Source organism: Jiella sonneratiae (assembly GCF_017353515.1).
GTDB lineage: Bacteria > Pseudomonadota > Alphaproteobacteria > Rhizobiales > Rhizobiaceae > Jiella > Jiella sonneratiae.
The window spans coordinates 93,731-118,581 of sequence record NZ_JAFMPY010000009.1 but is presented as its reverse complement, the minus strand read 5'-3'; the positions used below and the strand labels follow the sequence as shown (position 1 = coordinate 118,581).

Sequence of the window (24,851 nt, the reverse complement as noted above, 5' to 3'; positions counted from 1 at the left end):
CCGCGTCAGTCCTCCGCGGGGGCCGCGTAGCGGCGCCAGACCGCCTTGCGGATCCTGCGGCGGCTCTCCTGCGGCGGCAGGGCCGCGTCGCCCTCGATCCTTGCGGCCTCGACGGCGAGGTCCTCGTCCCGGATCACGTGCCTGAACCAGGCGGAATAGTCGCCTGCCCTGAGATGGTGCTCCCAGGTGGCGTCGTCGATTTCGGCGGCGACGTCGAGGAAGCGGTAGAGGTTGTGGGCCGGTCGGTTCATCGCCTTGCGTGGCCCGCGGAAATAGAAGCTGCGGGCGGCGCCGACGTCGCCGACGGCGTATTTGCCGCGGTGCCGGCGGTGGATCTGCAGCGGCTTCGGCACCGTCAGGCACAGCACCGGCCCGCCCGAAGCCGGTTTCCAGTAGAGGATCTCGTCCACGCCCGGCACGGGCAGGCCGGCGGGCGGTTCGCGGCCCATGGCACGCGCGATGCCGGCAAGCGTCTCTGCCGCGTCGGTACCGGCCACGAGGACGACGGCGATGCCGGCGAGCACGCCGGCCTCGATCGCCTGCGGATAGGCGCTGACGAGGACCGTGCCGCCCTCCGCGCCGATGGCGGCGGGCGGGTGGTCCGGCGCGGCGGCCGGCAGGATCTCGTGGGCCTCGTCGATCAGCAGGAAGTGCGGCCGCCCCGTCCGCCGCCGCAGCCGGGCGACCTGCGCCAGCACCGTCGCCGCGAGCAGGCGCCGCTCGTGGCGATGCAGCGCCTGGATGTTGACGACGAGATTGACGCTGTCGTCGCGCAGGAGCTTCAGCGCCTCCCCGGCCGGCGGCGGGCAGGCGAGGGTGCCGACGAAGACGGCGTGTTCGAGGTCGACATAATCCCCCTCCGGATCGACGACGCAGAACTCGAAGCGCTGCTCGGCCATCCGTTCGCTGAGTGCGGTCGCAAGGGTCGACTTGCCGCTTCCGGACGCTCCGGCGATCAGCACGTTGCCGTCGTAGGGTGCGAGGAAGACCGCCTCGCCGTCCCGGCCGGTGCCGAGCCGGATGCCGTTCCGGCGCGGCGCGACGCCGAAGTCCTCGGCGATCAGCCGTTCGGCGAGTTCCGCGACGCCGGCACCGTGATCGCCGGAAAGGCAGAGATCGGCCGACGCCCTCAGCGCCGCAACAGCATTGGCGACCACCGCGCCGCAGCCGCTTGCGGCGAGCAGCGCGTGGTCGTTCTCGGCGTCGCCGACGGCCGCGACGTTGTGCGCCGAAAGTTCCAGGTCGCGCAGCGCCGCATGAAGGCCCGACGCCTTGTTGACCCCCGGCGGCAGGATCATGATCGCGCCCTTGTTGAAGACGATCTGGAGTTCCAGCCCGGCCTCGCGCACGGCTTCGAGGACGGCGTTCTGATGCGGCTCCCAGGTCGCGACGACGCCGCGCCCCACCGCGATCGGCCCGACGCCCTTTTCCCGCAGCCGCGCCACGAAGTCGGCGGGCGGCGGCGGCGACAGCAGCGTCTCGTGCCGCGTGTCGGGGTCGAAGAGCAGCGCGCCGTTCTCGGCGACGATGCGATCGAACAGCCGGTCCTCGGAGAAGATCTGCAGGAGCTCCGGCAGTTCGCGGCCGGTGACGAGGATCAGCCGGCGCCCGCTCGCCTTGAGCCGCGCCAGCGCCGCGAGCGTCTCGGCCGCGACGACGCCGTCATGGGCGAGCGTCCCGTCGAAATCGGTGGCGAGCGCGAGGAAATACACGGGGGGACCACCCTGCCCTGCGACGTTGGTTGCAGCCAGCCTGCCGCAATGCCGCCGGGCCGCATTGATCTGGAACAAGATGACGGCGGGATGCGGCCGCTGGCCGGTAACAGTGGATCGACTTTGACGTTTTCAGCCCCGATCGGGCGAGGCGCCGCATCGAATGTCGAATTCGAAAAATCTACCAGGATCATAAACTCGGCAAGTGGACTTTGGATTCCGGCATTCCGCTGCGCGGTTTCAACGAGACGCCTCCAAACGTCGGAATCGGAGCGCTAGCCGGTTCCCGAGCCCTGCTCGAGGCATTCCGGTTCCTGCAGCCGGCGGATCCGCGCCCGCATGTCGGCGAGCAGCTCGCTCGCCAGCATCGACAGTCTCTCGCCCTTCGGGGTGATCAGCCAGGACGTCATCGTCAACGGTTCGCTCAACCGGCGAAAGGTCAGGCGCTGGTCCTGCGGGCCGGCCGAAGTGATCGACAGGACGACCGAGATCCCGGCCCCCTCCGCGACCATCTCGCAGGCGGCGTTGGCCATGTGCACCTCGGCGATCGGATTGTAGCGCGAGCCGGCCCGCTGGAAGGCCGCCTCGATCAGCGGATAGGACAGATCCTCCCGCCCCAGGGCGACGAAGGGTTCGCCGTCGAGATCCTTCATCGCCAGCCGGTCCTTCGCGGCCAGCCGGTGGCCGGAGGGCATCGCCACGTAGAAGAACATCTCCTCGAACTTCTCGGCCCGCAGCGACGGGAAGGTCGAGGGCCGCAGGCTGATGCCGAAATCGGCCTTGCCGGTCACCATGGTGTCCTCGACGCTGCGCGAGGTCCGGCTGAACAGCTGCAGGCCGATCTCCGGATGCCGGCCGAGCAGCGCCGCACCCGCCTGCGGGGCGATCTGCATGCTGAGGGCGGGAAAGGTGACGGCCGAGACCTCGCCGCGCTCGAGATTGCGGATGGATTCGGCGAGGCGCGCGATGCGGGTCATGCCGGCTTCCAGCTTCTCGGTCTCGGCGAAGAGCTGGCGGGCTTCGGCGGTCGGCTTCAGCCGTCCCTGTCCGCGGTCGAACAGCGTGAACCCGCAGGCTTCCTCGAAACCCTTCAGGAGCTTGGTCACCGCCGGCTGGGTGACGAACAGCCGCTCGGCGGCCTCGGTGACCGATCCGCTCTTCATGACGGCGTTGAATGCGGAAAGCTGTCGGATGTTCGGGGGCGGCATCGCGCGCGACCATATTACTCCATGGAATGATTCCATCTTATAATTTCATTTGCATGGAATGGGGAACGCCTAAACGATGAGCCTGCTCAAAAACTGGCATCGGCAGGAGATTTCATGAAAAAACATCTCGCCATGCTCGCCGCGGCGAGCTCGCTCTTCGCTGCGGTCGGCGCACAGGCGCAGACCAAGACGCTGACGGTGGGCGGCTACGGCGGCTCCTTCGAGACGTTGATGAAGGAACTCGTCATCCCCGAGTTCGAGAAGACCCACGACGTGAAGATCCAGTTCGTGTCGGGCAATTCCACCGAAAACCTGGCGCGCCTGCAGGCCCAGAAGGGCAATCAGGAACTCGACGTCGTCATTCTCGACGACGGCCCGATGTACCAGGCCGACGCGCTGGGCTTCTGCGCGCCGCTCGACAAGGACGTCGCCACGGACGACATCTACGACCTCGCCAAGATCGGTCCGGATTCGGTCGGCATCGGCTTCGTCGCCACCGGCTTCACCTACAATGCCGACTGGTTCAAGGAGAAGGGCTGGGAGCCGCCGCAGAGCTGGAAGGATCTCGAGGATCCGAAATATTCGCAGATCCTGTCGATCCCGCCGATCTCCAACACCTACGGCCTGCACGCGCTGGTGATGATGGCGCGGCTGAACGGCGGCGGCGAGAAGGACATCGATCCGGGCTTCAAGGCGATGGCCGACGACGTGGCGCCCAACGTCCTCGTCTTCGAGCCGTCCTCCGGCAAGATGTCGGAGCTCTTCCAGTCGAAGGAGATCGCCCTGTCGATCTGGGGCTCCGGCCGCACCAAGTCGCTGGCGGACACCGGCTTTCCGGCGAAGTTCGCCTATCCGAAGGAAGGCGCGGTGGCGCTGATGATCGCCGCCTGCCCGGTCGTCGACAGCGACGCGCCGGAGGCCGCGCAGCAATTCATCAAGTATCTGCTGGATCCCGCCGTCCAGGCGAAGGTCGCCGACGCGATGGGCTCGGGCCCGGTCAACAAGAAGACCGAGCTTCCCGACGACCTCGCGGCCTCGCTGCCCTACGGGCCGGAGAAGATCTCCAAGCTCGTCAAGGTCGACTGGGACGTGATCAACCAGCATCGCGAAGAGTGGACCCAGCGCTGGGCCCGCGAGGTCGAGCGCTGAGCGCGACCTTTCGCTGAGCACCAACCGGCGCGGGCTCCGGCCCGCTCCGATCCCGCGGCGACCGCGCGACGGAACGAACGAACGCAAGATGGCAATTCTCGAACTTCGCGATCTGACCAAGCGCTTCGGCGCGACCACGGCCGTCGACCACTTCACGCTTTCGGTGGAAAAAGGCGAGTTCGTCTCGCTGCTCGGGCCGTCCGGCTGCGGCAAGACCACGACGCTGCAGATGATCGCCGGCTTCGAGACGCCCTCCGGCGGCTCGATCCTCCTCAACGGCCGCGATCTTCGCAGCGTGCCGGCGCGCCAGCGCGGCCTCGGCATCGTCTTCCAGACCTATGCGCTGTTCCCGCACATGACGGTCGAGGAAAATGTCGGCTTCGGCCTCGAAATGCGCAAGGTGCCGGGCGACGAGCGCCGGCGCCGCATCGCCGCGGCCCTCGATCTCGTCCACCTCTCGCATCTGTCCGGCCGCTATCCGCGCCAGATGTCGGGCGGCCAGCGCCAGCGCGTCGCGCTCGCACGAGCCCTCGTCATCGAGCCGGAACTGCTGCTGCTCGACGAGCCGCTGTCCAATCTCGACGCCAAGCTCCGCGAGGAGATGCAGCTCGAACTCCGGCGCATCCAGCAGGAGGCCGGCGTCACCACGCTGCTCGTCACCCACGACCAGTCCGAGGCGATGGCCCTCTCGGACCGCATCGCGGTGATGCAGGGCGGCCGGCTGATCCAGGAAGCCTCGCCCTTCGAGGCCTACGACCGGCCGACGAACGCCTTCGTCTCGACCTTTCTCGGCAAGAGCAACGCCATCGACGCGCATCTCGAGGAGACGCGGGACGACGGCGCCGTGCTGCGCTGCGGCGACATCCGCCTGGCGGGGCCGCCCTCTCCGGCACGACCGGGACCGGTGCTGATCTCGCTCCGGCCGGAGCGCATCGAACTCTGCGACGCCGCCGCCGCGCACGTGTCCGGCCGTGTCGGCGAACGGATCTTCCTCGGCGACCAGTGGCTGTTCAAGGTCGAGACCTCGCTCGGCGAACTGCTCGTGGTGCGCCCCAACAGCGGCCGCCGCGAGCCCGAGCCGGGCGAGACGGTGCATCTCTCATGGCGGACCGAGCATCTGCGCATCCTCGCCGCGGAGCCCGCGGCATGAACCAGGATCGCGCCCGGCCGTGGCTCCTGAGCGCCCCGGCGCTCGTCCTCTTCCTCGTCATGCTGGTGACGCCGCTGGTGATGACGGCGGTCCTCTCCTTCAACAGCTTCGACTTCTACGGCGGCATCAAGCCGACCTTCGGACTGGAAAACTATGCCGACGTCCTCGGCGATTCGTATTTCTACGAGATCTTCGGCCGCACCTTCCTGATCGCGCTGGTGACGACGCTGATCTGCGCGCTCGTCGGGACGCCGCAGGCCTATTTCCTTCTGCGCATGCGTCCGCTCTGGCGCTCGGTGATGATCCTCGTCGTCCTCGGGCCGCTGCTGATCTCGGTCGTCGTCAGGACGCTCGGCTGGGCGATCCTTCTCGGCAACAACGGCGTCATCAACGACGCGCTGAAGAACCTCGCGCTGATCGATCGGCCGATCAAGATGATGTACACCTCCGGCGGCATCGTGCTGGCGCTCGTCCATGTCATGATCCCGTTCATGATCCTCGCCGTCTGGGCGGCGCTGCAGCGCCAGGACCCGGCGACGGAAAAGGCCGCCGAATCCCTCGGGGCGAGGCCCGCCACGGTGTTCCGCCGGATCGTCCTGCCGCAGGCGATGCCGGGCATCCTGTCAGGCTCGCTGATCGTCTTTTCGCTCTCGGCGAGCGCCTTCGCCACCCCCGCGATCCTCGGCGGCCGAAGGGTGAAGGTGGTCTCGACCACCGTCTACGACGAGTTCCTCAACACGCTGAACTGGCCGCTCGGCGCGGCCATCGCGATCATCCTCCTCGTCTCGGTCCTCGCCATCATGGTCGCCTGGAACCGTCTCGTGGAGAAGCGTTTCGCGGGGGTGTTCGAATGAGACGCAACGGGGTCTTCGCCAAGCTCTTCAGCCTCGTCTTCGCGCTGTTTATGCTGGCGCCGCTGGTCGTCGTGGTCGGCGTCTCCTTCACGCCGGAGGGCTTTCTCGAATTTCCGCCGAGCGGCATCTCGCTGCGCTGGTTCCGGGCGATCCTCGACAATCCGGACTTCATCGACGCCGCGATCGTCAGCCTCCAGCTCGGCGTCGCCTCGGCGACGATCGCCACGGCGATCTGCATTCCGGCGGCGCTCGCCATCGGCGGCGGCCGGTTTCCCGGCCGCGACGCCCTGCAGGCGCTGTTCCTCTCGCCGCTGACGGTGCCGACCGTCGTGCTCGGCATCGCCTTCCTGCGCTTCCTGTCGACGCTGGGGCTGAACGGCACCTTCTGGGGGCTGGTCTTCTGCCACGTCGTCATCATCGTGCCCTTCGTCCTGCGGCTGGTGCTCGCCTCGGTGGTGGGGCTCGACCCTTCCATCGCCAGGGCCGCGACCTCGCTCGGAGCACCGTCCTTGACCGTCTTCAGGCGGATCACCCTGCCGGCGATCATCCCGGGCGTCGTCGGCGGCTGGGTGCTCGCCTTCATCACCAGCTTCGACGAGCTGACGGTCACCGTGTTCATCGTCAATCCGGCGACGACGACGCTTCCCGTCAAGCTGTTCTCGCACATCACCCAGACCACCGACCCGCTGGTCGCGTCGGTCTCGACGGTCGCCATCCTGTTCACGGTCGCGCTGATGCTCGTCGTCGACCGGATCTACGGCCTCGACCGTCTGCTCATCGGAGAAGGATCCCACTGATGCAGAGCGACGCTCTGGTGCTCGGGGGCGGCCTCGTCGGCGCCGCCACCGCCTATGGTCTGGCGCGCGAAGGCCTTTCCGTCACCATGCTCGACGAGGGCGACGTCGCCTTCCGGGCCTCGCGGGGCAATTTCGGCCTGGTCTGGGTGCAGTCGAAGGGCGACGGGCGGCCGGAATACGCGATCTGGACCCGCAGGAGCGCCGATCTCTGGCCGTCGCTCGACGCGATGCTGAAGGAAGAGACCGGCGTCTCGACCTTCTACGAGAAGCCCGGCGGCCTGCATTTCTGCCTTTCGGAGGCGGAGATGGAAAGCCGCAAGGCGCTGATCGCGCGGCTCCACAACGTCCACGGCGCGGCGAATTACGGCGCCCGCATCCTCGACCGCGACGAGGTGCACCAGATGATGCCGGGCCTCGGGCCGGATGTCGTCGGCGGCACCTATTGCGAGCACGACGGCCACGCCAGCCCGCTCTATCTGCTGCGGGCGCTGCATGACGGGCTGAAGCGCCGCGGCGGCCGGATCGTCGCCGGCGCCGGCGCAAGGGACATCGCCCGCGACGGCGACGGCTATGCGGTGACGACGCCGGCCGGGACTTTCCGGGCCGGGCGCTTGGTGCTGGCCGCCGGCCTCGGCAACCGGGCGCTCGGCGAAAAGGTCGGGCTCGACCTCAAGATCGCGCCGCTGAAGGGCCAGATCCTCGTCACCGAACGCACCCGGCCGCGCCTCGACATGCCGACCCACGTCGTCCGCCAGACCGGCGAAGGCTCGATAATGATCGGCGACAGCCACGAGGACGTCGGCTTCGACGTCTCCTCCTCGAGCGACGTCATGGCGCAGCTCGCCGCCCGGGCGATCCGCATGTTCCCGTTTCTGAAGGATCTCCGGATCGTCCGCTCCTGGGCGGCGCTGCGGATCATGAGCCCGGACGGGTTTCCGATCTACCAGCAGTCGAAGACGCATCCCGGCGTCTTCTCGGTCAACTGCCATTCCGGCGTCACCCTCGCCGGTTCCCACGCACTGGCGCTCGCGCCGATGATCGCCAGGGGCGAACTCGGCGAGGAGCTGTCGGCATTTTCGGCAAGGAGGTTCGATGCCGCAGCGAATTGACGGGAGCGGCGAGACGCTCCGCTTCACCTTCGAGGGACGGGAGATCGCGGCGCGTGCCGGCGACACCATCGCCGCGGCGCTGATCGCCGCCGGCGAGACGACGACGCGCGCCTCGGTGGTATCCGGCGCACCGCGCGGGCCGTTCTGCATGATGGGCGTCTGCTTCGAATGCCTGGTCGAGGTCGACGGCGTGCCGAACCGGCAGGCCTGCATGATCGAGGCGGCGGCGGGCATGACGGTGAACCGCCAGAAGGCCGACGAGGTGGCGGCATGAAGAGCTACGACGTCGTCGTCATCGGTGCCGGCCCGGCCGGCATGGCCGCGGCGGTCGAGACCAGCCGCGCCGGACTCTCGACCCTCGTCCTCGACGAGCAGCAGCGCCCGGGCGGCCAGATCTACCGCGACATCGAGGCGAGCGACGCGACGCGCCGCGGCATCCTCGGACAGGACTACCAGTCGGGCGCCGATCTCGCCGCCGCGCTGCGCGGCTCGACGGCCGAATACCTGCCGGGTGCCGTCGTCTGGAACATCGACAGCGCCAAACAGATCGACTTTTCCGTGAGGGGCGGGTCGCAGAGCGTCAAGGCGGCGCACATCGTCGTCGCGACCGGGGCGATCGAGCGGCCGACGCCGATGCCCGGCTGGACGCTGCCCGGCGTCACCACCGTCGGCGCGGTGCAGATCCTCCTGAAGACTTCCGGCGTCGTCCTGGAAGACCTCGTCATGGTCGGCTCCGGCCCGCTGCTCTGGCTGGCCGCGACGCAGATGATCGCCGCGGGCACGCCGCCGAAGGCGATCGTCGAGACCGTGCCGAAGGCGCGCTACCGCGCGGCGGCGAAGCATCTGGCCAGGGCGATCCCCGGCTGGCGCTATCTCGCCAAGGGGTTTGCGATGATCCGGGCGGTGAAGCGCGCCGGCGTGCCGGTCCACCGCGACGCCGAGGAGATCGCCATCGACGGCGTCGTCGCCGCCGAGGCCGTCAGCTTCACCAGCGACGGCCGGCGGCATCGCATCGAGACGGCGCATGTCGCCCTCCATCAGGGTGTCGTGCCGAACCAGCAGATCACCCGGCTGATGAACTGCGAGCATCGCTTCGACGCCGGCCAGCGCGCCTTCCTGCCGGTGGTCGACGCGTCGTTCGAGACTTCGGTCGAAAACGTCTTCGTCGCCGGCGACGGCGCCGGCATCGGGGGCGCCAGGGCGGCGGCGATGCGCGGGCGCCTCGTCGCCATGCGGATCGCCGAGAAGGCCGGCAAGCCTGCCACCGACGGGCGCGAGAAGCTCGAAGCGGCTCTCCGAAGGGACGCTGCGGTGCGGCCGCTGCTGGAGGCGCTCTACGCACCGTCCGAGGACGTTCTCTCGCCGGCCGACGGCACGCTCGTCTGCCGCTGCGAGGAGATCACCGCCGGACAGATCCGCGAGGCGGTGGCGCTCGGCGCGCCCGGGCCGAACCAGGTGAAATCGTTCCTGCGCGCCGGCATGGGCCCCTGCCAGGGCCGCATGTGCGGCCTCGCGGTCAGCGAGATCATCGCCGCGGCGAAGGGGGAGGAACCGTCGAGCGTCGACTACTACCGCATCCGCCCGCCGCTGAAGCCGCTGCTTCTCTCCGAACTCGCGGCCTTCGAGCCCGGCGAAGCGCCGCGCGCGGCGGCCGAATAGCCGGTCTGAGGCAGCCGCAAGCAAGACGAAGCCAGAAAGGCCTCATCCCATGGCAAATCGCACGGTGGATCTCGTCGTCGTCGGCGGCGGCATACACGGCTGCTCGGCGGCGCTTCACGCCGCGATGCGGGGGCTCGAGGTGGTGGTCCTGGAAAAGGACACGGTCGCCCGCCATGCCTCCGGCGTCAACGCCGGCGGCGTGCGCCGGCTCGGCCGCGAGTTTCCGGAGGTGCCGATCTCGCAGCGTTCGATGGAGATCTGGCACCGGATCGGGGATCTCCTCGACGACGACTGCGGCTTCCAGCGGGCGCCGCAGATCAAGGTGGCCGAGACCGAGGCGGATCTCGACAGGCTGAAGGCCCGCGCGGCCCATCTCCGCGCCATGGGCTTCGACCACGAGGTGGTGCTCGACCGGGACGAGTTGCGGGGACACCTGCCGGCGGTCTCGGACCACTGCGTCGGCGGTCTCGCCAGCCTCGACGACGGGTTCGCACTGCCCTACCAGACGACCTTCGCCTTCCAGCGCAAGGCCCGCTCGCTCGGCGTCCGGTTCGAGGAGAACTGCCGGGCACGGACGGTCGAACGCGTCGGCGCGGACTTTCGGGTAACCACCGATCGCGGCGTCTTCACCTCCCGCAAGCTCCTGAACTGCGGCGGCGCCTGGGCCGGCGAGATCGCCCGGCAGCTCGGCGAGGCGGTGAGCGTCGAGCCGACCGCACCGATGATGCTGGTGACCTCCCGCATGCCGCGCTTCTGCAATGCGGTCGTCGGCAACCAGACCCGGCCGTTGTCGTTCAAGCAGATGCAGAACGGCACCGTCGTCATCGGCGGTGGCCGGCGCGGCCGGGCGCTGCCCGACACCAACGTCTCCGAGCTGATCTTTTCCGAGCTCCGCCAGACCGCCGAGACGGCGATGGCGATCTTCCCGATCATGCGCGGCGCGACGATCGTCCGCTCCTGGGCCGGTATCGAGGGTCGCATGCCGGACGGCATTCCGGTGATCTCGCCCTCCTCCACCGAAGAGGGCGCCTATCACGCCTTCGGCTTTTCCTCGCACGGCTTTCAGCTCGGGCCGGGCGTCGGCGAGATCATGGGCGAACTCGTCGCCACCGGCCGCACCAACGCGCCGATTGCGCCGTTCTCGATCACCCGTTTCACCCCGGAGGCGGGCGCCTCCGGATCATCTCCCACGCACAGCCAAGGAATTTCAGCGTGATCACCCGCCACATCCAGACCAAGATCAACCACCGCGTCGTCGAGCACAACGGCGTCCTCTATTTCGGCGGCCTCGTCGCCGACGACAAGTCGAAGGACATGAAGGGCCAGACCGCCGAGATCTGCGCCAAGCTCGACGATCTCCTCGCCAAGGTCGGCTCGTCGAAGGAGAAGCTTCTGACCGCGATGATCTACATCTCCGATTTCGCCCAGAAGGACGGGATGAACGAAGCCTGGCTCGAATGGATCCCGGCCGAGCAGCTGCCGACCCGCGCGACGATCGGCGTCGCCGAACTCGGCAAGGACGTCCTCATCGAGGTGGTGATTTCCGCCGCGAAGTGACCGGCCGCGCCTCCGCCGCTTCCGGCGGGGGCGCCTCCGGCGCGCCGCGAGGCAGACGCCGGACCCGGGTCCGGTCGCGATCCCGGGAGGCAGATGCTTCTCGCCCGTCGCGGCCGGTCATGCCTCTTCCGCCTGATCGCCCGCGCCCGCCCGCACCCCGGCCGGCAGCGGCTTGATCGGCGCCTGGGGGCGCAGCCGCCCCGCCCCGGCGACGGGTGTTTCGCCGGATGCGACGATCTCGGCGGCCGCCGCCCCGCAATAGCGGCCCTGGCACCGCCCCATCCCGACCCGCGACAGCGCCTTGGCCCGGTTGAGCTCGCTTGCTCCCGTCCGCTGCAGCGTCGCGCGATATTCGCCGACCGTGATCGCCTCGCAGCGGCAGAGCAGCGCATCGTCCGCGAGTGACCGACAGGCTTCGGCAGGAAAGGGGAAGGCGCGCGCGAGACCACGGGAAAAGCGCGCGAAACGCTTCTGCCGCCTCTCCAGGCGATCCGGCCGGGCGCCCTGCGGAAGGCGGCCGATATCCTCCAGAACCGCCGTCGCGGCGAGCCGGCCGGCAAGTTCCGCGCCGTCGGCGCCGAGGATCTTCATCCCGTCGCCGGCGAGATAGACGTCGCCGCGGCTGGAGCGGCCGAAGCGATCGGTCCGTGGCGTCCATTGCCGCCAGACCGGATCGAAGTCGAAGTCGCAGCCGGCGAGCTCTGCCAGCTGCGTCTCCGAGCGCAGATGCCAGCCGAGCGCCACCGCGTTTGCCGCGACGTCACGCAGGCTGCCGTCCGGGGCGCGCCAGGCGACCCCGCCGACGCCGCCTGCGTCGCCGGTGATCTCCAAGGGCGACACGCCCTGATGGACCGACACCTGCATGCGCTTGAGCGCCAGCCGCAGGCCGGCGCCGCGGGCGAGCATGCCGGGGCGCGCCGCAAGCAGCGGCAAGGCGGCGCACTGGTCTGCGAGGCGCGAGGTGTCGAGCACGGCCGCGACCTTCGCGCCGGCCTTGGCATATTGCCAGGCAACGAGGACGAGGAGGGGACCGGCGCCGATAAACACCACCGGCGATCCGATCGCCACGCCCTGCGCCTTGAGCGCGATCTGCGCGCCGCCGAGCGTGTAGACCCCGGGCCGCGTCCAGCCGCGCACCGGCATGACGCGGTCGGTGGCGCCCGTCGCGAGGATCAGCCGGTCGAAGCCGACGACCGCGGCCTCGCTGCCGCGCCGGACGAACAGCCGGTCGCCGTCGAGACCCCAGACGGTGGTCGCGGGGCGGTAGTCGACGCGCTTCGCCAAGGCGTCGAAGCTGCGGTGCAGGGCCTCGGCCTTCGCGGCGTCGGCGCCGTAGAGGCTGCGCGCCGGCCGGTCGAGGGCCGGCGGCGGCCGGCGGTAGATCTGCCCGCCCGAGGCCGGCGCCTCATCGAGCACGAGCGGGCGGATGCCGGCCGCGGCGAGGCATTCGGCGGCCCGGCAGCCGGCCGGCCCCGCGCCGACGATCACGATGCGCGGGTCGGCCATGTCTCGTCCCCGGGCGGCGTCGTGCGCAGCGCCATGCCTTCGCTGACCGGCGTGTCGCAGGCGCGCAGCCGGCCGCCGTCCTCGGTCCACATCCAGCAGTCCTGACAGGCGGCCATGAGGCAGAAGCCGGCGCGCGGCCCGTCGCCGAACTCCGACAGGCGGAGGCTTCCCACCTGCGTCAGCACTGCCGTCAGCACCGTGTCGCCCGCCCGCGCCTCGAGCGACCGGCCGTCGAGGCGAAAGCCGACGGCCGGCCGGTCCCCACCGGCAAGCCTGACCATGCGTCCCTTCATCCGCAAGCCTCCGCGGTTTCGATGCCCTGCGTGATCTGCGGAATCTGGGGAAAGCGGCGGCGCACCGCCGCGAAGGCCTCTTCGACGCTCTGCCGGCCGTCGGCGGCGCGGCGCGCCGCGAAGATCTCGGTCTTGACGAAGAACCGCCAGTGCACCGGCAGCGCCGCAAGGATCGCCGTCAGCGCGTCGTAGGCCTCCGTCGTCCAGCTTCGCTCGTAGGATTCGCGTTCCGGCCCGAAATGAAAATGCGGCAGGGCGCCGGCCGGCGCGCGGGCCGCCCGCAGCGCCGTCGTCGCCGCCTCGTCGAGAACGCCCTCACGGATCACGACACCATAGTCCTGAAGAGCCGATGCCTCGCCGACATAACCGCGCGCGACGTCGAGGGCGACGCGCCAGGCTTCACGCTCGAAGGGATCGCCGCGCCCGCCGCCGCCGGCCGAATGGATCGACAGGACGTCGCCGGGCTGGAGCACGGCGATGTCGGTGTTGCCGAGGCGGCGTTCTTCCGGCGTGCCGGGATTGACCACCATGTCTGACAGGCCGGCGGCCCGCCCGCCGAGGACCCCCCAGGGCCGGAAGAAGGAGCGGTCGCGGTTGCGGGCGGTGATCCGGCTGTCGGGGGCGAAGACCCTGAAGGCCATCTCCGTCGCCAGCCCGCCGCGCCAGCGCCCGGCCCCGCCGCTGTCCGGCCTCAGGCCGTAGCGCACGAACTGGATCGGCGTCTCGGCCTCGGTGATCTCGATCGGCGTGTTCTTCAGATAGGCCGCGTCGGCGCCCGAGCCGTTGGTGCCGTCGCGATGCGGCATCGCCCCGCCGCCGCCGACCACCGGATTGACCGCGGCGATGACCGTCCGCCGCCGCCGCTCGTCGGTGGTCATGACGTTGACGATGCAGTTGTTGCCGGCCGGCGCGGCGGGCAGACGCTGCGGGATCGCCTGCGAGAAGGCGCCGAAGATCACCGAGCGCAGCCTGGCGCAGGTGAGGCTGCGCATGCCGACGGCAGCCGGAAACTGCGGGTTGAGGACGGTGCCTTCCGGGGTGATGCAGGTGAAGGGCCGGGTCAGGCCCTGGTTGAGCAGGATGCCCGGCTTCAGGGTGTAGAGCACGTAGTAGATGCCGACGAGCAGCATGCTGTGGCGCGGATCGCCGCCGGAGGGGACGTTGAGGCTCGAGGCGAGCTGCGGGTCGGAGCCGGTGAAGTCGAGCACCGCGCTGTCGCCTTCGATCGTCAGCGTCAGGTTCAGGCGGCAGGGATTGCCCTCGACGCTGTCCTCGTCGGCATAGTCGGCGAAGCTGTAGCGGCCGTCGGGGATGTCGGCAAGGACGCCGCGCGCCTGCGCCTCGGCGTAGTCGAGCAGCTCGCCGAGCCCCTCGCGGAACGTTTCGATGCCGAACTTCTCGATCATCGAAAGGACCTTGCGCTCGCCGGTGTTGAGCGCGCCGACCAGCGCCTTGATGTCGCCGACGTTGAGGTCGGGCTTGCGCACGTTGGTCGCCATGATCTTCAGGATCTGCTCGTCGAAGACGCCCTCCCGCATCAGCTTCATCGGCGGGAAGCGCAGCCCCTCCTGATGGATCTCGGTCAGGGACCGCGACAGCGACGCCGGCACCGCCCCGCCCATGTCGGTGTTGTGGATGTGGCCGGCCGTCCAGGCGACGATCTCGCCGTCGTGAAACACCGGTTTCCACAGATGCGTGTCGGGGGCGTGGGTGGCGAGATAGCCGCTGTAGGGATCGTTGGTGAAGCCGACGTCGCCCGGGCGGTAGTCGTCGATCATGCCGATGGCCCGGCCGCAGGTGAGACCCGGATACCAGGTCGCGCCGAAGTCCATCGGCACGGCGACGGTGCGGCCCTGCGGGTCGAGGATCATCACCGTGAAGTCCTGGGTCTCCTTGACGAAGGCCGAATGCGCCGTGCGGAACAGCGTCCGCGCCATGTTCTCCGCCGCGGCGCGGCTGTGATTGGCGAGGATGCGAAGGGTGACCGTGTCGAACATCGCGCTTACTCCGCCGGCTCGAGATGGATGTTGAGGACCTCGTCGACATGGGCGGTCAGCCAGGCAGGCACGGCGAGGGTCGTATCCTCCTGGGCGACGACTGCCGGCCCGTCGAAATGCGACCCGGCGACCAGATCCTCGCGGCGATACAAAGGGACGGTGCGATGCGCCCCGTCGAGGAAGACCTCGATCATTTTCGCCGGCCTCGGCGTTTCCTTCCGGCTTGGCGAACTCGGAAAGACCACCGGCTCGCTCTCGCCGATCGCCACCAGCCGCAGGTTCACCACCTCGACGGCCGCGGCGGGATCGTTGAAGTCGTAGACGGCGAGATGCTGGTCGTGGAACGCCCGGCGCATCGCGGCGGTGTCGACCCGCTCGATCCACGCGCGTTCGAGCGGCACCTCGATCTCGAAGGACTGGCCGGCATAGCGCATGTCGGCCGAGACCACCGTGCGGATCGGCCCGGCAAAGCCCTGCCCTTTTCGCAGCCAGGTCTCGCCCTCCGCCGTCAGTTCCTCGAGGCAGCGTTCGAGCGCAGCCGCCGCATCGTCGTCGCAAAGCCTGAAGACGGTGCGGATGAAGTCGCCCTTGAGGTCGGCGACGAGCCCGCCGAGGGCACTGACCACGCCCGGCCGGCGCGGCGCCACGATGCGCCTGACGCCGATCTCGCGCGCCAGGAAGCAGCCGAGCATCGGCCCGCCGCCGCCGAACGGCATCAGCGTGAAATCGCGGATGTCGACGCCGTAGCGCGAGGCGAGCTTTTCGACCTCGACGAAAATTTCCGACACGCCGATCTGAAGAATGGCTTCCGCCGTCGCCTCGACGCCGCGGCCCAGCCGCTCGGCGAGGACGGCGACGGCCCGATGTGCGAGATCCCTGTCGATGGCGAGCTGGCCGTAGGCCATCGGCACCTGGCCGATATAGCCGAGGACGGCCATGGCGTCGGTGATGGTGGCCTCACGGCCGCCGCGTCCGTAGCATGCCGGACCGGGGAGAGACCCGGCGCTGTCCGGCCCGACCTTGAGCACGCCGAGCTCGTCCACCCGCGCGATCGAGCCGCCGCCGATGCCGATCGAACTGACGGAGACGGAGGGAATGTAGAGCGGGAACTCGCCGACCGCCTCGCCGGTGCCGAACTGCGGTTCGCCGTCGACGATCAGGGCGAGGTCGGCCGAGGTGCCGCCGATGTCGAGCGTCAGGACGTTGCGCAGACCGGCCTGGCCGGCGAGATGCGCCGCCCCGATAACCCCCGAGGCGGTGCCCGACAGAAGCATGTTGACGCAGGCCGACTTGCCCTCGGCGGCGTTCATCAGGCCGCCGTTCGACTTGGTGAGAAGCGGCCGCGCCGGCACGCCCCGCGACGCCAGCGCCGCTTCGAGCCCCGTCAGATACCCGGAGACGCGCGGATGCACGTAGCCGTTGAGGATGGTGGTGACCGAGCGCTCGTATTCGCGGATCACCGGCCAGACCTCGGAGGAGGTGAAGACGAAGAGATCGGGCGCCATGCGCTCCAGCGCGCGTTTCACCGCACGTTCGTGGGCGGGCGCGATGTAGGAATGCAGGAGAGAGACGACGAAGCCCTCGGCCCCCTTGGCGCGCGCGCTCTCGACGATCGCCTCCAGTTCGCCCGGATCGAGGGCCGCCGCCTCGCTGCCGTCCGACAGGACGCGGCCTGAGATGCCGAAGATCATGTCGCGCAGGACCAGAGGCTCGGGCTGGGCGCAGAACAGCGAATACATGTCCGGCAGCCGCAGCCGCGCGAGTTCCACCACGTCCTCGAAGCCGGCATTGGTGACCAAGGCAAGGCGCGCGCCCTTGCGCTGGATGACGGTGTTGATGCCGACGGTGGTGCCGTGCACGAAGACCTCGATTGCCTCGGGTACGACCCCCTCCGTCTCGGCCAGCCGCTCGATGCCGGTCAGAAGTTCCCGCCCCGGATCGTCCGGGGTGGTCAGCACCTTCAGCGTCACCAGCCGCCGGGTTTCCTGTTCGAGCGCGCAGAAGTCGATGAAGGTTCCCCCGATATCGACCCCGATTTTCCAAGCCATGGCATCACCTTCTCAAACGTTGCGGCGATGATGGCGGGCGGGGTGGCCGGTGTCCAAGTTGGATGCGCGGCGAACGGATAAGTTCGCCTTATGAGGTCGGCCCGAGAAGCGTCGCGCAGACGCCGCGCAGATGCTCGCGCAGGCGCTGCGTCGCCGGCGAGAGCAGCCGCTCCGCCCGGGTGAGGATCGCGACCGGCAGACGGAAGTCGGCGGCGAAGGGCCGGGCTTCCACGCCGTTGAACTGCTTCCAGGGCAGGAGACCGTCGACCAGTGCGACGCCGAGGCCCTGCTGGACGAAGGCCATGGCCGAAAGCGAGACGTCGATCTCGATGTCCGGCCGGTAGCCGAGGCCCGCCGCGGCGGCCATCCGCCCGAGTTCGCGCCCGGGCCGCGAATTCGGGCGATAGGAGATCAGCGGCACGCCGGCGAGCGCGGCGAGATCGACACGCTCCCGCTCCGCCAGCGCATGGCCCGCCGGCATGATGCACACGATCCCCGCATGACCGACGGTCTCGCAGTCGAGGCCCGGCCGCGGGGTGTCGTCCATGGCGACGGCGAGTTCCGCGTCGCCGTCGAGGACCATGGGGACGAGGGTCTCGACCGGACCGATCATCGAACGCACGGTCACCTCGGGCCGCTCGGCGCGAAACCGCTCGAGGGCGGCCGGGATGAGGCTCATCGACGGTGGCGGCGAGGAGGCGAGCCGGACGAGGCCGATGCGCCCCCTGCGCATGTCCTCGGTGCGGCGGCGCAGGGCGTCGAGCTCGGCGAAGACCCGCTCGGCCTCGGGATAGAGTTCCTCTGCCGCGAGCGTCGGCACGAGCCGGCCCTTGACCCGCTCGAACAGCTGGAAGCCGAGTTCGTCCTCCGCATGGAGGAGCACCTGGCTGAGGGCCGGCTGGGAGATGTTCAGCGCCTGTGCCGCGCCGGTGACGGTGCCGGCCCGCATGACCGCGCAGAAGACTTCAAGCTGACGAGCGCGCATTCCGGTTCTCCGAATTCAGCCCATAGGGCACTCTTATGGCCGACGCCGCAACGGCGATTGGACATCGGCGGCGGCGGCCGGCAAGCTCGACGGCGCAATCTGCAGCGAGGGGAAGGCGATGCGCGTCGTCATCGTGGGCGGTGGACTGATGGGCGCCGCCGCGGCGTTCTTCCTGGCGCGGCGCGGCATCCGCCCGACGCTTCTGGAACGTCACCGGATCGGCCAGGCCGCGACCAATGCGAGCTTCGGCAACATCCGCCGCCAGGGCCGGCACCTGGCGCAGATGCCGCTCGCCCACCGCTCGCGGGCGCTGTGGGGCGAAGTCGCAGACCTGCTCGGCGAGGACGTCGAGTTCCGGGCGACCGGTCACGTCCGCTTCGCCTTCGATGCCGACGCACTCGCCGACATGGAAGCCTTCGCCCGCGATGCCGAACCCCTCGGCCTGACGCTGGAAATCTGCGGCCGCAACGAGCTGCGCAGCCGCTTTCCCTGGGCGGGGCCGACGGCGATCGCCGCCTCCGTCTCGCCCGAGGACGGCTCGGCCAATCCGAGGCTCGTCGCGCCCGCCTTCGCCCGGGCCGCCGCGCGCCTCGGCGCCCAAATCGTCGAGGACATGCCGGTGGCGGCGATCGCCGCGCGGAGCGCGGGCGGGCTCTCGGTCGAAACGGCCGCCGGCCCGATCGAGGCCGACCTCGTGCTCAACGCCGCCGGCGCTTGGGGGGCACGGCTCGCCGAGGGCGTCGGCGAACCCGTCCCGCTCGAGGCCAACGGGCCGCAGATGGGGGTGACGGAGCCCCTGCCCCACCGCATCCTGCCGGTCGTCGGCCTATGGTCGCGCATCAAGGCGGAAGGCGTCTATTTCCGCCAGGTGGAACGCGGCAACATCGTCTTCGGCGGCGGCCACCGCGAGCCGGTGGCGCTCGACCCCGGCCATGCCAGGGTCGATCCCGCCAACACGCTGAACCAGCTGCCGCAACTGGAAAGGCTCTGCCCGGCGATCGCCCGGGTCGGCATCATCCGCACGTGGTCCGGCTGCGAGGGCTATCTGCGCGACATGCTGCCGGTGATGGGCGCCAGCCGGACGACGCCCGGGCTGTTCCACGCCTTCGGCTTCTGCGGCCACGGATTCCAGCTCGGCCCCGGCGTCGGCGACGTGATGGCGGAGCTGATCGCGACGGGCGACACCTCGACGCCGATCGCGCCCTTCGCCATCGACCGCTTCGCGGCATGACGGCCGTCCGCTCAAAATTCCGAGACCTTGCCCCAGACGCCGCGGGAAAAGCGCGACAGCGCGTATTGCCGGTGTTCGACGCCCGGTTCCTCGCCGGTCAGGAGATCGGCGACGAGTTGCCCCGCCCCGGGGCCGATCCCGAAGCCGTGACCGGAGAAGCCCGCCGCCAGGAGAAAGCCCTGCGGGCCGGCCGCCGGGTCGATGACCGGCACGCCGTCGGGCGTCGAGTCGATGTAGCCCGCCCAGGCCGCCTGGACCGGGACGCTCGTCAGTTCCGGCAGCAGCAGGCGGGCCCGGCGGAGGATCTCCGCAATGGCGCGGGGCGACGGCGCCGGATCGAGGATGCGCGTCTTCTCCATCGGGGTCGGCCGGTCGAGCGCCCAGCGGCGGCGCGTCTCGTGGCCTGCCGTCAGGCCGGAGAGATCGCCCGGCGCCAGCACCCGCCAGCGCTTGGCGAACATCGGCAGGAAATGTCCGGCGAAGCGGAGCTGCTGGAACGTCGGATCGACGCTCGCCATTCCGGAGACGGCGAGCGTATAGCCGCCGTCTCCGCGCCGCGTGACCGACACCTGTGCCGTATGCAGCGCGTCCGGAAGGCCCATCGCGCCCGGCATGACCGAGAGGATCGGCGAGCGGACCGAGGACTGCGGAAAGGCGATGCCGAGCTGGCGGCAGAAGGAGGAGGCCCAGGCACCGCCCGCGAGGACGACCCGCTTCGTGCGGATGGTGCCGCTTTCGGTGACGACGGCACTGACCGCGCCCGCCGAGGTCTCGAGGCCGCGCGCCGCGCAGAACTGGTGCACCGTGCTGCCGTGCCTGACGACGCCCCTGGCGATCAGCGGCGCGGCGCGGGCCGGATCGGCAACACCGTCGCTCGGCGAGAACACCCCGCCCTTCCACGGCTTGCCGGTGGCGGCGCCGCGTTCGCCGGCCTCGGCGGCGCTCAGCATCGACGTCGTCACGCCCTGCGTCGCGGCGAAATCGCGCCATTTCGCCCAGCCGGCGATCTCCGCCTCGTCGTCCGAAAGATACAGCAGGCCGCAGCGCCGGAAGCCGAGATCCTCGCCGAGATCGGCGGCGATCTCCTCCCACAGCGAAAGGCTCCGCGTCGCCATCGGCAGTTCCCGGGCGTCGCGATTCTGCTGCCGGCACCAGCCCCAGTTCCGGCTCGACTGTTCGGCGCCGATCCGCCCCTTCTCGACCAGCGCCACCTTCATTCCGCGCCGCGCCATGAAATAGGCCGAACAGACGCCGACGATGCCGCCACCGATGACGACGGCGTCGGCGGTTTCGGGCAGGCTTTCCGAGGACGGCACGACGACGAGGGGGGCGGGCATGGCGGGCTCCTGGCTTTCGCTGCAATCTACCGGGAGGGCAGCGAGCGGAGTCGGTCAATCGCCGGCCTCTCCGGCAGATTGTGCCGCAGTCCCGCCGGGGCTCGGCAGTTCATTTTCACCGGAAACGCCCGATGACGGCTTGCGAGTCGGATCGAACGGGCCCAAGCTGACGACATAATCTGCTGATGGAGACGACTGGGTGACGACGGGCGCTCGCATGAAGCTCGACATGATCGACGTGAAGATCCTCTGCGAGTTGCAGAAGAACGGACGCATCACCAACGTGGAACTGGCCGAGCTCGTCAATCTCTCGCCGAGTCCGTGCCTGACGCGGATGAAACGGCTGCAGGCGGCGGGCTACATCACCGGCTATTCCGCCCAGATCGACATCGCCAAGCTGGGCGAGATCCTCACCGTCTTCACCGAGGTCACGCTGAAGAACCACCGGCACGTCGACTTCGACCGGTTCCAGGCGGCGGTGCGCAAGATCGACGCCTGCGTCGAATGCCATCTGGTTTCCGGCGGCTACGACTATCTGCTGAAATTCATCACCGCCGGCATCGTCCACTACCAGACGATCATCGAGAACCTTCTCGACCAGGACGTCGGAATCGACAAGTATTTCAGCTTCGTGGTGATCAAGTCGCCCTTCATCAAGACGCACCTGCCCCTGACCAACCTGTTCGGAGACCGGATGCACGCCTAGCCCGCGCGCTTTCGTCTGCCGCCGTCCGTTCCCTCGTGCCCGGGCTTGCGCGACGGGAATCGCCGGCCCGGCGGCCTCAGCGGCCCTCCATCGCCGCGGCCATCAGCGGGTCGTCGCGCAGGCCGTCGAGCCAGCCGGTGTCGAGCTTCGGCACGGAGGCGATCAGAAGCTTGGAGTAGGGATGCTCCGGGCCCGACTTCATGCGGCTGGTCGGCATCTCCTCGACCTTCTCGCCCTGATACATCACCGCGACGCGGTCGCAGATCGCTTCGACCGTCGAGAGATCGTGGCTGATGAACATGTAGGTGAGGCCGAGCTCGCGCTGCAACTCGTCGAGGAGGTCGAGCACCGCCGCGGCGACCACCGTGTCGAGCGCCGAGGTGATCTCGTCGCACAGGATCAGCTCCGGCCGCGCGGCGAGCGCCCGCGCGAAGTTGACCCGCTGCTTCTGGCCGCCGGAAAGTTCCGACGGCAGCCGGTGCTTCAGCCCGCGGGGCAGCCGCACCATGTCGAGCAGGCGATCGACCTCGGCGTCGCGCTCGCGGCCGGCCATCGCGTGATAGAAGACCAGCGGCCGGGCGAGGATCGCCCCCACCGGCTTGTTCGGATTGAGCGCGGTGTCGGCGAGCTGGAAGACGATCTGCAGCTTGCGCAGATCTTCCTTCGAGCGATCCCGCGTCGCCTGGCCGAGCCGGACGCCGTCCATCTCGATGCTGCCCTTCGCCGCCGGCAGCAGGCCGGCGATCACCCGGGCGAGGGTCGATTTTCCGCTGCCCGATTCGCCGATCACACCGAGGCTGCGGCCGCGCTCCAGCGTCAGGTCGAGGTTCTTCAGGACGACGTATTTCGGCATTTTGTCCCGGCCGGTGCCGCCATAGCCCGCGGTGACCCCGGAAACCTTGAGGATCGGCTGCGGCCCGTCCGCCGCCGCCTCGGGGTCCGGGACCCTCGCCCGCGGGTGGAACGCACCGATCAGCGCCTTGGTGTAGCTGTGGGAGGGCCGATGGACGATCGCCTCGGTCGCCCCCACCTCCTGAACCTCGCCGCCCTTCAGGACGACGATGCGGTCGGCGATCTGGGCGACGACGGCGAGATCGTGGGAGACGTAGATGCCGGCCATGCCGCGCTCGCGCATCACCGCCTTGAACGCCCGCAGAACCTCGATCTGGGTGGTGACGTCGAGGGCCGTGGTCGGCTCGTCGAACACCATCACCTTCGGATCGCCGATCAGCGCCATCGCGGCCGACAGGCGCTGCAGCTGGCCGCCGGAAACCTGATGCGGATAGCGCGCGCCGATCGTCTCGGGCTCCGGCAGGGCCAGCGCCCGGAACAGCTCGACCGCCTTCTTCCGGGCGGCGTCCATCGGCATCAGGTCGTGGATCTGCGCCACCTCGACGACCTGGTCCATGATCGTCTTCGACGGGTTGAAGGCGGCCGCAGCGGACTGCGGGACATAGGCCACCCTGGTGCCGCGCAGGCTGCGCCGCTCGGCCTCGCTTATCGCCACGGTGTCTTCGCCGTCGACGGTGACGCTGCCGCCGACGATCGAACAGCCCGGACGGGCGTAGCCGAGGAGGGTCAGGGCGATCGTCGTCTTGCCGGAGCCGCTCTCGCCGATCAGCGCGACGATCTCGCCATCGGCGACGTCGAGGTCGACGCCCCGGATGATCTCCACCACCCTGCCGGAATCGGTCTTCGCCGTGACGTGGAGGTCGCGGATCTCGATGACGTTGCCCATCACTCGCTCCTGTCGCGGATCCGCCGGGGAAGATTGTCGATCAGCATGTTCACCGAAATCGTCAGGCTGGCGATGGCGATCGACGGAAACACCACGGCAGGGGCCCCGAAGGACAGGCCGCCGATGTTCTCGCGCACCAGCGCGCCCCAGTCGGCATCCGGCGGCTGGACGCCGAGGCCGAGGAAGGAAAGCCCCGACAGGAGGAGGACGATGAAGACGAAGCGCAGGCCGAAATCGGCGAGCACCGGACCGACGATGTTGGGAAGGATCTCCTCGCGGATGGTGTAGATGATCCCCTCTCCCCTCGCCCGGGCGACGGTGACGAAGTCCATGGCGTTGACGTTGACGGCAAGGGCCCGGGCGAAGCGGTAGCTGCCCGGCGCGTAGAGCGTCGCGATGGTCAGGATCAGAACGGTGAGCGAACTGCCGACCGCCGCGACGACGACCAGCCCGAACATCAGGGCGGGGATGGAGTTCAAGGCGTCGAGGAACCGCGACAGCACCGCGTCGAACCAGCCGCCGACGACGGCGGCGATCATCCCGAGGGTGACGCCGACGAAGCAGGCGATGGTCACGCTGGCGAGCGAGATGCCGACCGTGTAGCGCGCGCCCATCAGGATACGCGAGAACATGTCGCGGCCGAGATAGTCGGTGCCGAGCCAGAAGTCGGAGGAGATCGGCCCGTAATAGTCGAAGTCGACGATCTTGCCGACCGGATAGGGGCTGATCCACGGCGCGAAGACCGCGACGAGGATCCAGAACAGGATGATCGATGCGCCGATCACGCCGACGGCGTTGACGGCGAAGCCGAAGCGGGGGGAGCGGCGGGCTGTCGATGTCATTGGTTGCGCAGACGCGGGTTCGCCATGATCGCGACGACGTCGGCGATCAGGATCAACAGGAGGTAGCTGACGCAGAAGATCATCGCGCAGGACTGGATCAGCGGAAGATCGCGGGTCGACACCGCATCGACCATCAGCTTGGCGACCCCCGGATAGTTGAAGATCGTCTCGACGATGATGACGCCGCCGAGAAGGTAGGAGAGCGACAGCGCCATGGCGTTGACGATCGGGCCGAGCGCGTTCGGCAGCGCGTGCCGCAGGACGATGCGCCGGCGCGAGGCGCCCTTCAGGAGCGCCATCTCGACATAGGCGGTGTTCAGCGTGTCGATCACCGCCGCCCGCGTCATGCGGATCATCTGGGCCGAGACGACGAAGGCCAGGGTGATCACGGGCATCGCGTAGATGCGCAGGAGCTCGCCGATGCCGTGGACCTCGCTCGCCACCGACAAAGCGGGAAGCCAGCGCAGATAGACGGCGAAGATGATGACCGCCAGCGTCGCCACCATGAATTCCGGGATCGAGATGACGGTGACGGTGAAGACCGAGACCATGCGGTCGTAGAAGCTGCCGCGGAACATCGCCGAGGTGATGCCGAGCGTCAGAGCGATCGGCACCGAGAACAGCGTCGTGACGAAGGCGAGCTCGAGAGAATTCGCGAGCCTTCCGGAGATCAGATCCGCGACCTCGCGATCGTTGGCGTAGGAGCGCCCGAGATCGCCGCTCATCAGGCCGAAGAGCCAGTGCAGGAAGCGCAGGAACGCAGGCTCGTCGAGATGCATCGCCGTCCGCAGCCCCGCCACCGCCTCGGGGGTCGCCGCCTGGCCGAGCAGGATCTGGGCGACGTCGCCCGGCAGGAGTTCGGTCGCAAAGAACACCGCGAAGGCGACGATGAGCAGCGAGAGCAGCATGATCCCGAGGCGCTTCAGCACCAGCCGGGCGATGACGGCATTCATGACGGCGGGGCGCTCCTGAC

General features: G+C 69.3%; 22 protein-coding genes. 11 read left to right on the top strand and 11 right to left on the bottom strand.

Translation table 11 applies throughout. The annotated features are described in order from the left end of the window. Positions 1 to 5: 5 nt before the first annotated feature. Positions 6 to 1,712: an HAD hydrolase family protein gene (locus tag J1C47_RS10865; protein ID WP_207350785.1), complete on the bottom strand. Its 1,707-nt coding sequence runs from the start codon at positions 1,710 to 1,712 to the stop codon at positions 6 to 8. Between the two features lie 275 nt (positions 1,713 to 1,987). Beyond that, the gene (locus J1C47_RS10860) at positions 1,988 to 2,920 is read right to left on the bottom strand and encodes a LysR substrate-binding domain-containing protein (RefSeq protein ID WP_281065510.1); all 933 of its coding nucleotides are present in this window, start codon (positions 2,918 to 2,920) and stop codon (positions 1,988 to 1,990) included. A 114-nt stretch (positions 2,921 to 3,034) separates the two neighbouring features. Between J1C47_RS10860 and J1C47_RS10855 the strand changes: the two genes are divergently transcribed. The 9 genes from J1C47_RS10855 to J1C47_RS10815 all read left to right on the top strand — a co-directional run bounded on the left by J1C47_RS10855 (position 3,035) and on the right by J1C47_RS10815 (position 11,195). Continuing rightward, complete coding sequence (locus tag J1C47_RS10855) at positions 3,035 to 4,069, top strand: ABC transporter substrate-binding protein (protein WP_207350783.1); 1,035 nt, start codon at positions 3,035 to 3,037, stop codon at positions 4,067 to 4,069. Between the two features lie 88 nt (positions 4,070 to 4,157). Further along, a complete protein-coding gene (locus tag J1C47_RS10850) occupies positions 4,158 to 5,219 on the top strand; it encodes an ABC transporter ATP-binding protein (RefSeq protein ID WP_207350782.1) in 1,062 nt (353 codons plus the stop codon). Further along, complete coding sequence (locus J1C47_RS10845) at positions 5,216 to 6,073, top strand: ABC transporter permease (protein ID WP_207350781.1); 858 nt, start codon at positions 5,216 to 5,218, stop codon at positions 6,071 to 6,073. The genes J1C47_RS10850 and J1C47_RS10845 overlap by 4 nt, the downstream gene beginning before the upstream one ends. After that, positions 6,070 to 6,870 (top strand): ABC transporter permease, encoded by an 801-nt coding sequence (locus tag J1C47_RS10840; RefSeq protein ID WP_207350780.1) that lies wholly within the window; start codon positions 6,070 to 6,072, stop codon positions 6,868 to 6,870. Before J1C47_RS10845 ends, J1C47_RS10840 begins: the two co-directional genes overlap by 4 nt. Continuing rightward, positions 6,870 to 7,979: an NAD(P)/FAD-dependent oxidoreductase gene (locus J1C47_RS10835; protein ID WP_207350779.1), complete on the top strand. Its 1,110-nt coding sequence runs from the start codon at positions 6,870 to 6,872 to the stop codon at positions 7,977 to 7,979. Before J1C47_RS10840 ends, J1C47_RS10835 begins: the two co-directional genes overlap by 1 nt. Further along, complete coding sequence (locus tag J1C47_RS10830) at positions 7,963 to 8,253, top strand: (2Fe-2S)-binding protein (RefSeq protein WP_207350778.1); 291 nt, start codon at positions 7,963 to 7,965, stop codon at positions 8,251 to 8,253. The genes J1C47_RS10835 and J1C47_RS10830 overlap by 17 nt, the downstream gene beginning before the upstream one ends. Continuing rightward, positions 8,250 to 9,638 (top strand): FAD/NAD(P)-dependent oxidoreductase, encoded by a 1,389-nt coding sequence (locus J1C47_RS10825; protein WP_207350777.1) that lies wholly within the window; start codon positions 8,250 to 8,252, stop codon positions 9,636 to 9,638. The genes J1C47_RS10830 and J1C47_RS10825 overlap by 4 nt, the downstream gene beginning before the upstream one ends. Positions 9,639 to 9,687: 49 nt before the next feature. Then, positions 9,688 to 10,854 carry an NAD(P)/FAD-dependent oxidoreductase gene (locus tag J1C47_RS10820; protein WP_207350776.1) on the top strand — a complete coding sequence of 389 codons (1,167 nt, stop codon included), beginning with the start codon at positions 9,688 to 9,690 and terminating at the stop codon, positions 10,852 to 10,854. Next, positions 10,851 to 11,195, top strand: coding sequence for a Rid family hydrolase (locus tag J1C47_RS10815; protein WP_207350775.1), 345 nt, complete (start codon positions 10,851 to 10,853; stop codon positions 11,193 to 11,195). The genes J1C47_RS10820 and J1C47_RS10815 overlap by 4 nt, the downstream gene beginning before the upstream one ends. A 117-nt stretch (positions 11,196 to 11,312) precedes the next feature. Here J1C47_RS10815 and J1C47_RS10810 read toward each other — a convergent pair whose 3' ends face one another. From J1C47_RS10810 to J1C47_RS10790, 5 genes are all read right to left on the bottom strand, one after another. Further along, positions 11,313 to 12,701, bottom strand: coding sequence for an FAD/NAD(P)-dependent oxidoreductase (locus J1C47_RS10810; protein WP_207350774.1), 1,389 nt, complete (start codon positions 12,699 to 12,701; stop codon positions 11,313 to 11,315). Continuing rightward, complete coding sequence (locus tag J1C47_RS10805) at positions 12,680 to 12,994, bottom strand: (2Fe-2S)-binding protein (RefSeq protein WP_207350773.1); 315 nt, start codon at positions 12,992 to 12,994, stop codon at positions 12,680 to 12,682. Before J1C47_RS10805 ends, J1C47_RS10810 begins: the two co-directional genes overlap by 22 nt. After that, positions 12,991 to 14,991 (bottom strand): hydantoinase B/oxoprolinase family protein, encoded by a 2,001-nt coding sequence (locus J1C47_RS10800; protein ID WP_207350772.1) that lies wholly within the window; start codon positions 14,989 to 14,991, stop codon positions 12,991 to 12,993. Before J1C47_RS10800 ends, J1C47_RS10805 begins: the two co-directional genes overlap by 4 nt. A gap of 5 nt (positions 14,992 to 14,996) precedes the next feature. Beyond that, positions 14,997 to 17,039 (bottom strand): hydantoinase/oxoprolinase family protein, encoded by a 2,043-nt coding sequence (locus tag J1C47_RS10795; RefSeq protein WP_207350771.1) that lies wholly within the window; start codon positions 17,037 to 17,039, stop codon positions 14,997 to 14,999. 88 nt (positions 17,040 to 17,127) lie between these two features. After that, positions 17,128 to 18,024, bottom strand: a complete 897-nt coding sequence (locus J1C47_RS10790) for a LysR family transcriptional regulator (RefSeq protein ID WP_207350770.1) — start codon at positions 18,022 to 18,024, stop codon at positions 17,128 to 17,130. A gap of 118 nt (positions 18,025 to 18,142) precedes the next feature. Between J1C47_RS10790 and J1C47_RS10785 the strand changes: the two genes are divergently transcribed. After that, positions 18,143 to 19,255: an NAD(P)/FAD-dependent oxidoreductase gene (locus J1C47_RS10785; protein ID WP_207350769.1), complete on the top strand. Its 1,113-nt coding sequence runs from the start codon at positions 18,143 to 18,145 to the stop codon at positions 19,253 to 19,255. 11 nt (positions 19,256 to 19,266) lie between these two features. Here the strand turns inward: J1C47_RS10785 and J1C47_RS10780 are convergent, their stop codons facing one another. Then, positions 19,267 to 20,592 carry an NAD(P)/FAD-dependent oxidoreductase gene (locus J1C47_RS10780; RefSeq protein WP_207350768.1) on the bottom strand — a complete coding sequence of 442 codons (1,326 nt, stop codon included), beginning with the start codon at positions 20,590 to 20,592 and terminating at the stop codon, positions 19,267 to 19,269. 217 nt (positions 20,593 to 20,809) lie between these two features. Between J1C47_RS10780 and J1C47_RS10775 the strand changes: the two genes are divergently transcribed. After that, positions 20,810 to 21,298 carry an Lrp/AsnC family transcriptional regulator gene (locus J1C47_RS10775; protein WP_207350866.1) on the top strand — a complete coding sequence of 163 codons (489 nt, stop codon included), beginning with the start codon at positions 20,810 to 20,812 and terminating at the stop codon, positions 21,296 to 21,298. A 76-nt stretch (positions 21,299 to 21,374) separates the two neighbouring features. On the opposite strand, the gene J1C47_RS10770 is transcribed toward J1C47_RS10775, so the two are convergent. The 3 genes from J1C47_RS10770 to J1C47_RS10760 are packed head-to-tail and all read right to left on the bottom strand — an operon-like array spanning position 21,375 to position 24,831. After that, positions 21,375 to 23,036: an ABC transporter ATP-binding protein gene (locus J1C47_RS10770; protein ID WP_207350767.1), complete on the bottom strand. Its 1,662-nt coding sequence runs from the start codon at positions 23,034 to 23,036 to the stop codon at positions 21,375 to 21,377. Beyond that, entirely contained in the window at positions 23,036 to 23,878 is an 843-nt protein-coding gene (locus J1C47_RS10765) for an ABC transporter permease (protein ID WP_207350766.1), read from the bottom strand. The genes J1C47_RS10770 and J1C47_RS10765 overlap by 1 nt, the downstream gene beginning before the upstream one ends. Continuing rightward, positions 23,875 to 24,831, bottom strand: a complete 957-nt coding sequence (locus J1C47_RS10760; protein ID WP_207350765.1) for an ABC transporter permease — start codon at positions 24,829 to 24,831, stop codon at positions 23,875 to 23,877. The genes J1C47_RS10765 and J1C47_RS10760 overlap by 4 nt, the downstream gene beginning before the upstream one ends. Positions 24,832 to 24,851: the final 20 nt, after the last annotated feature.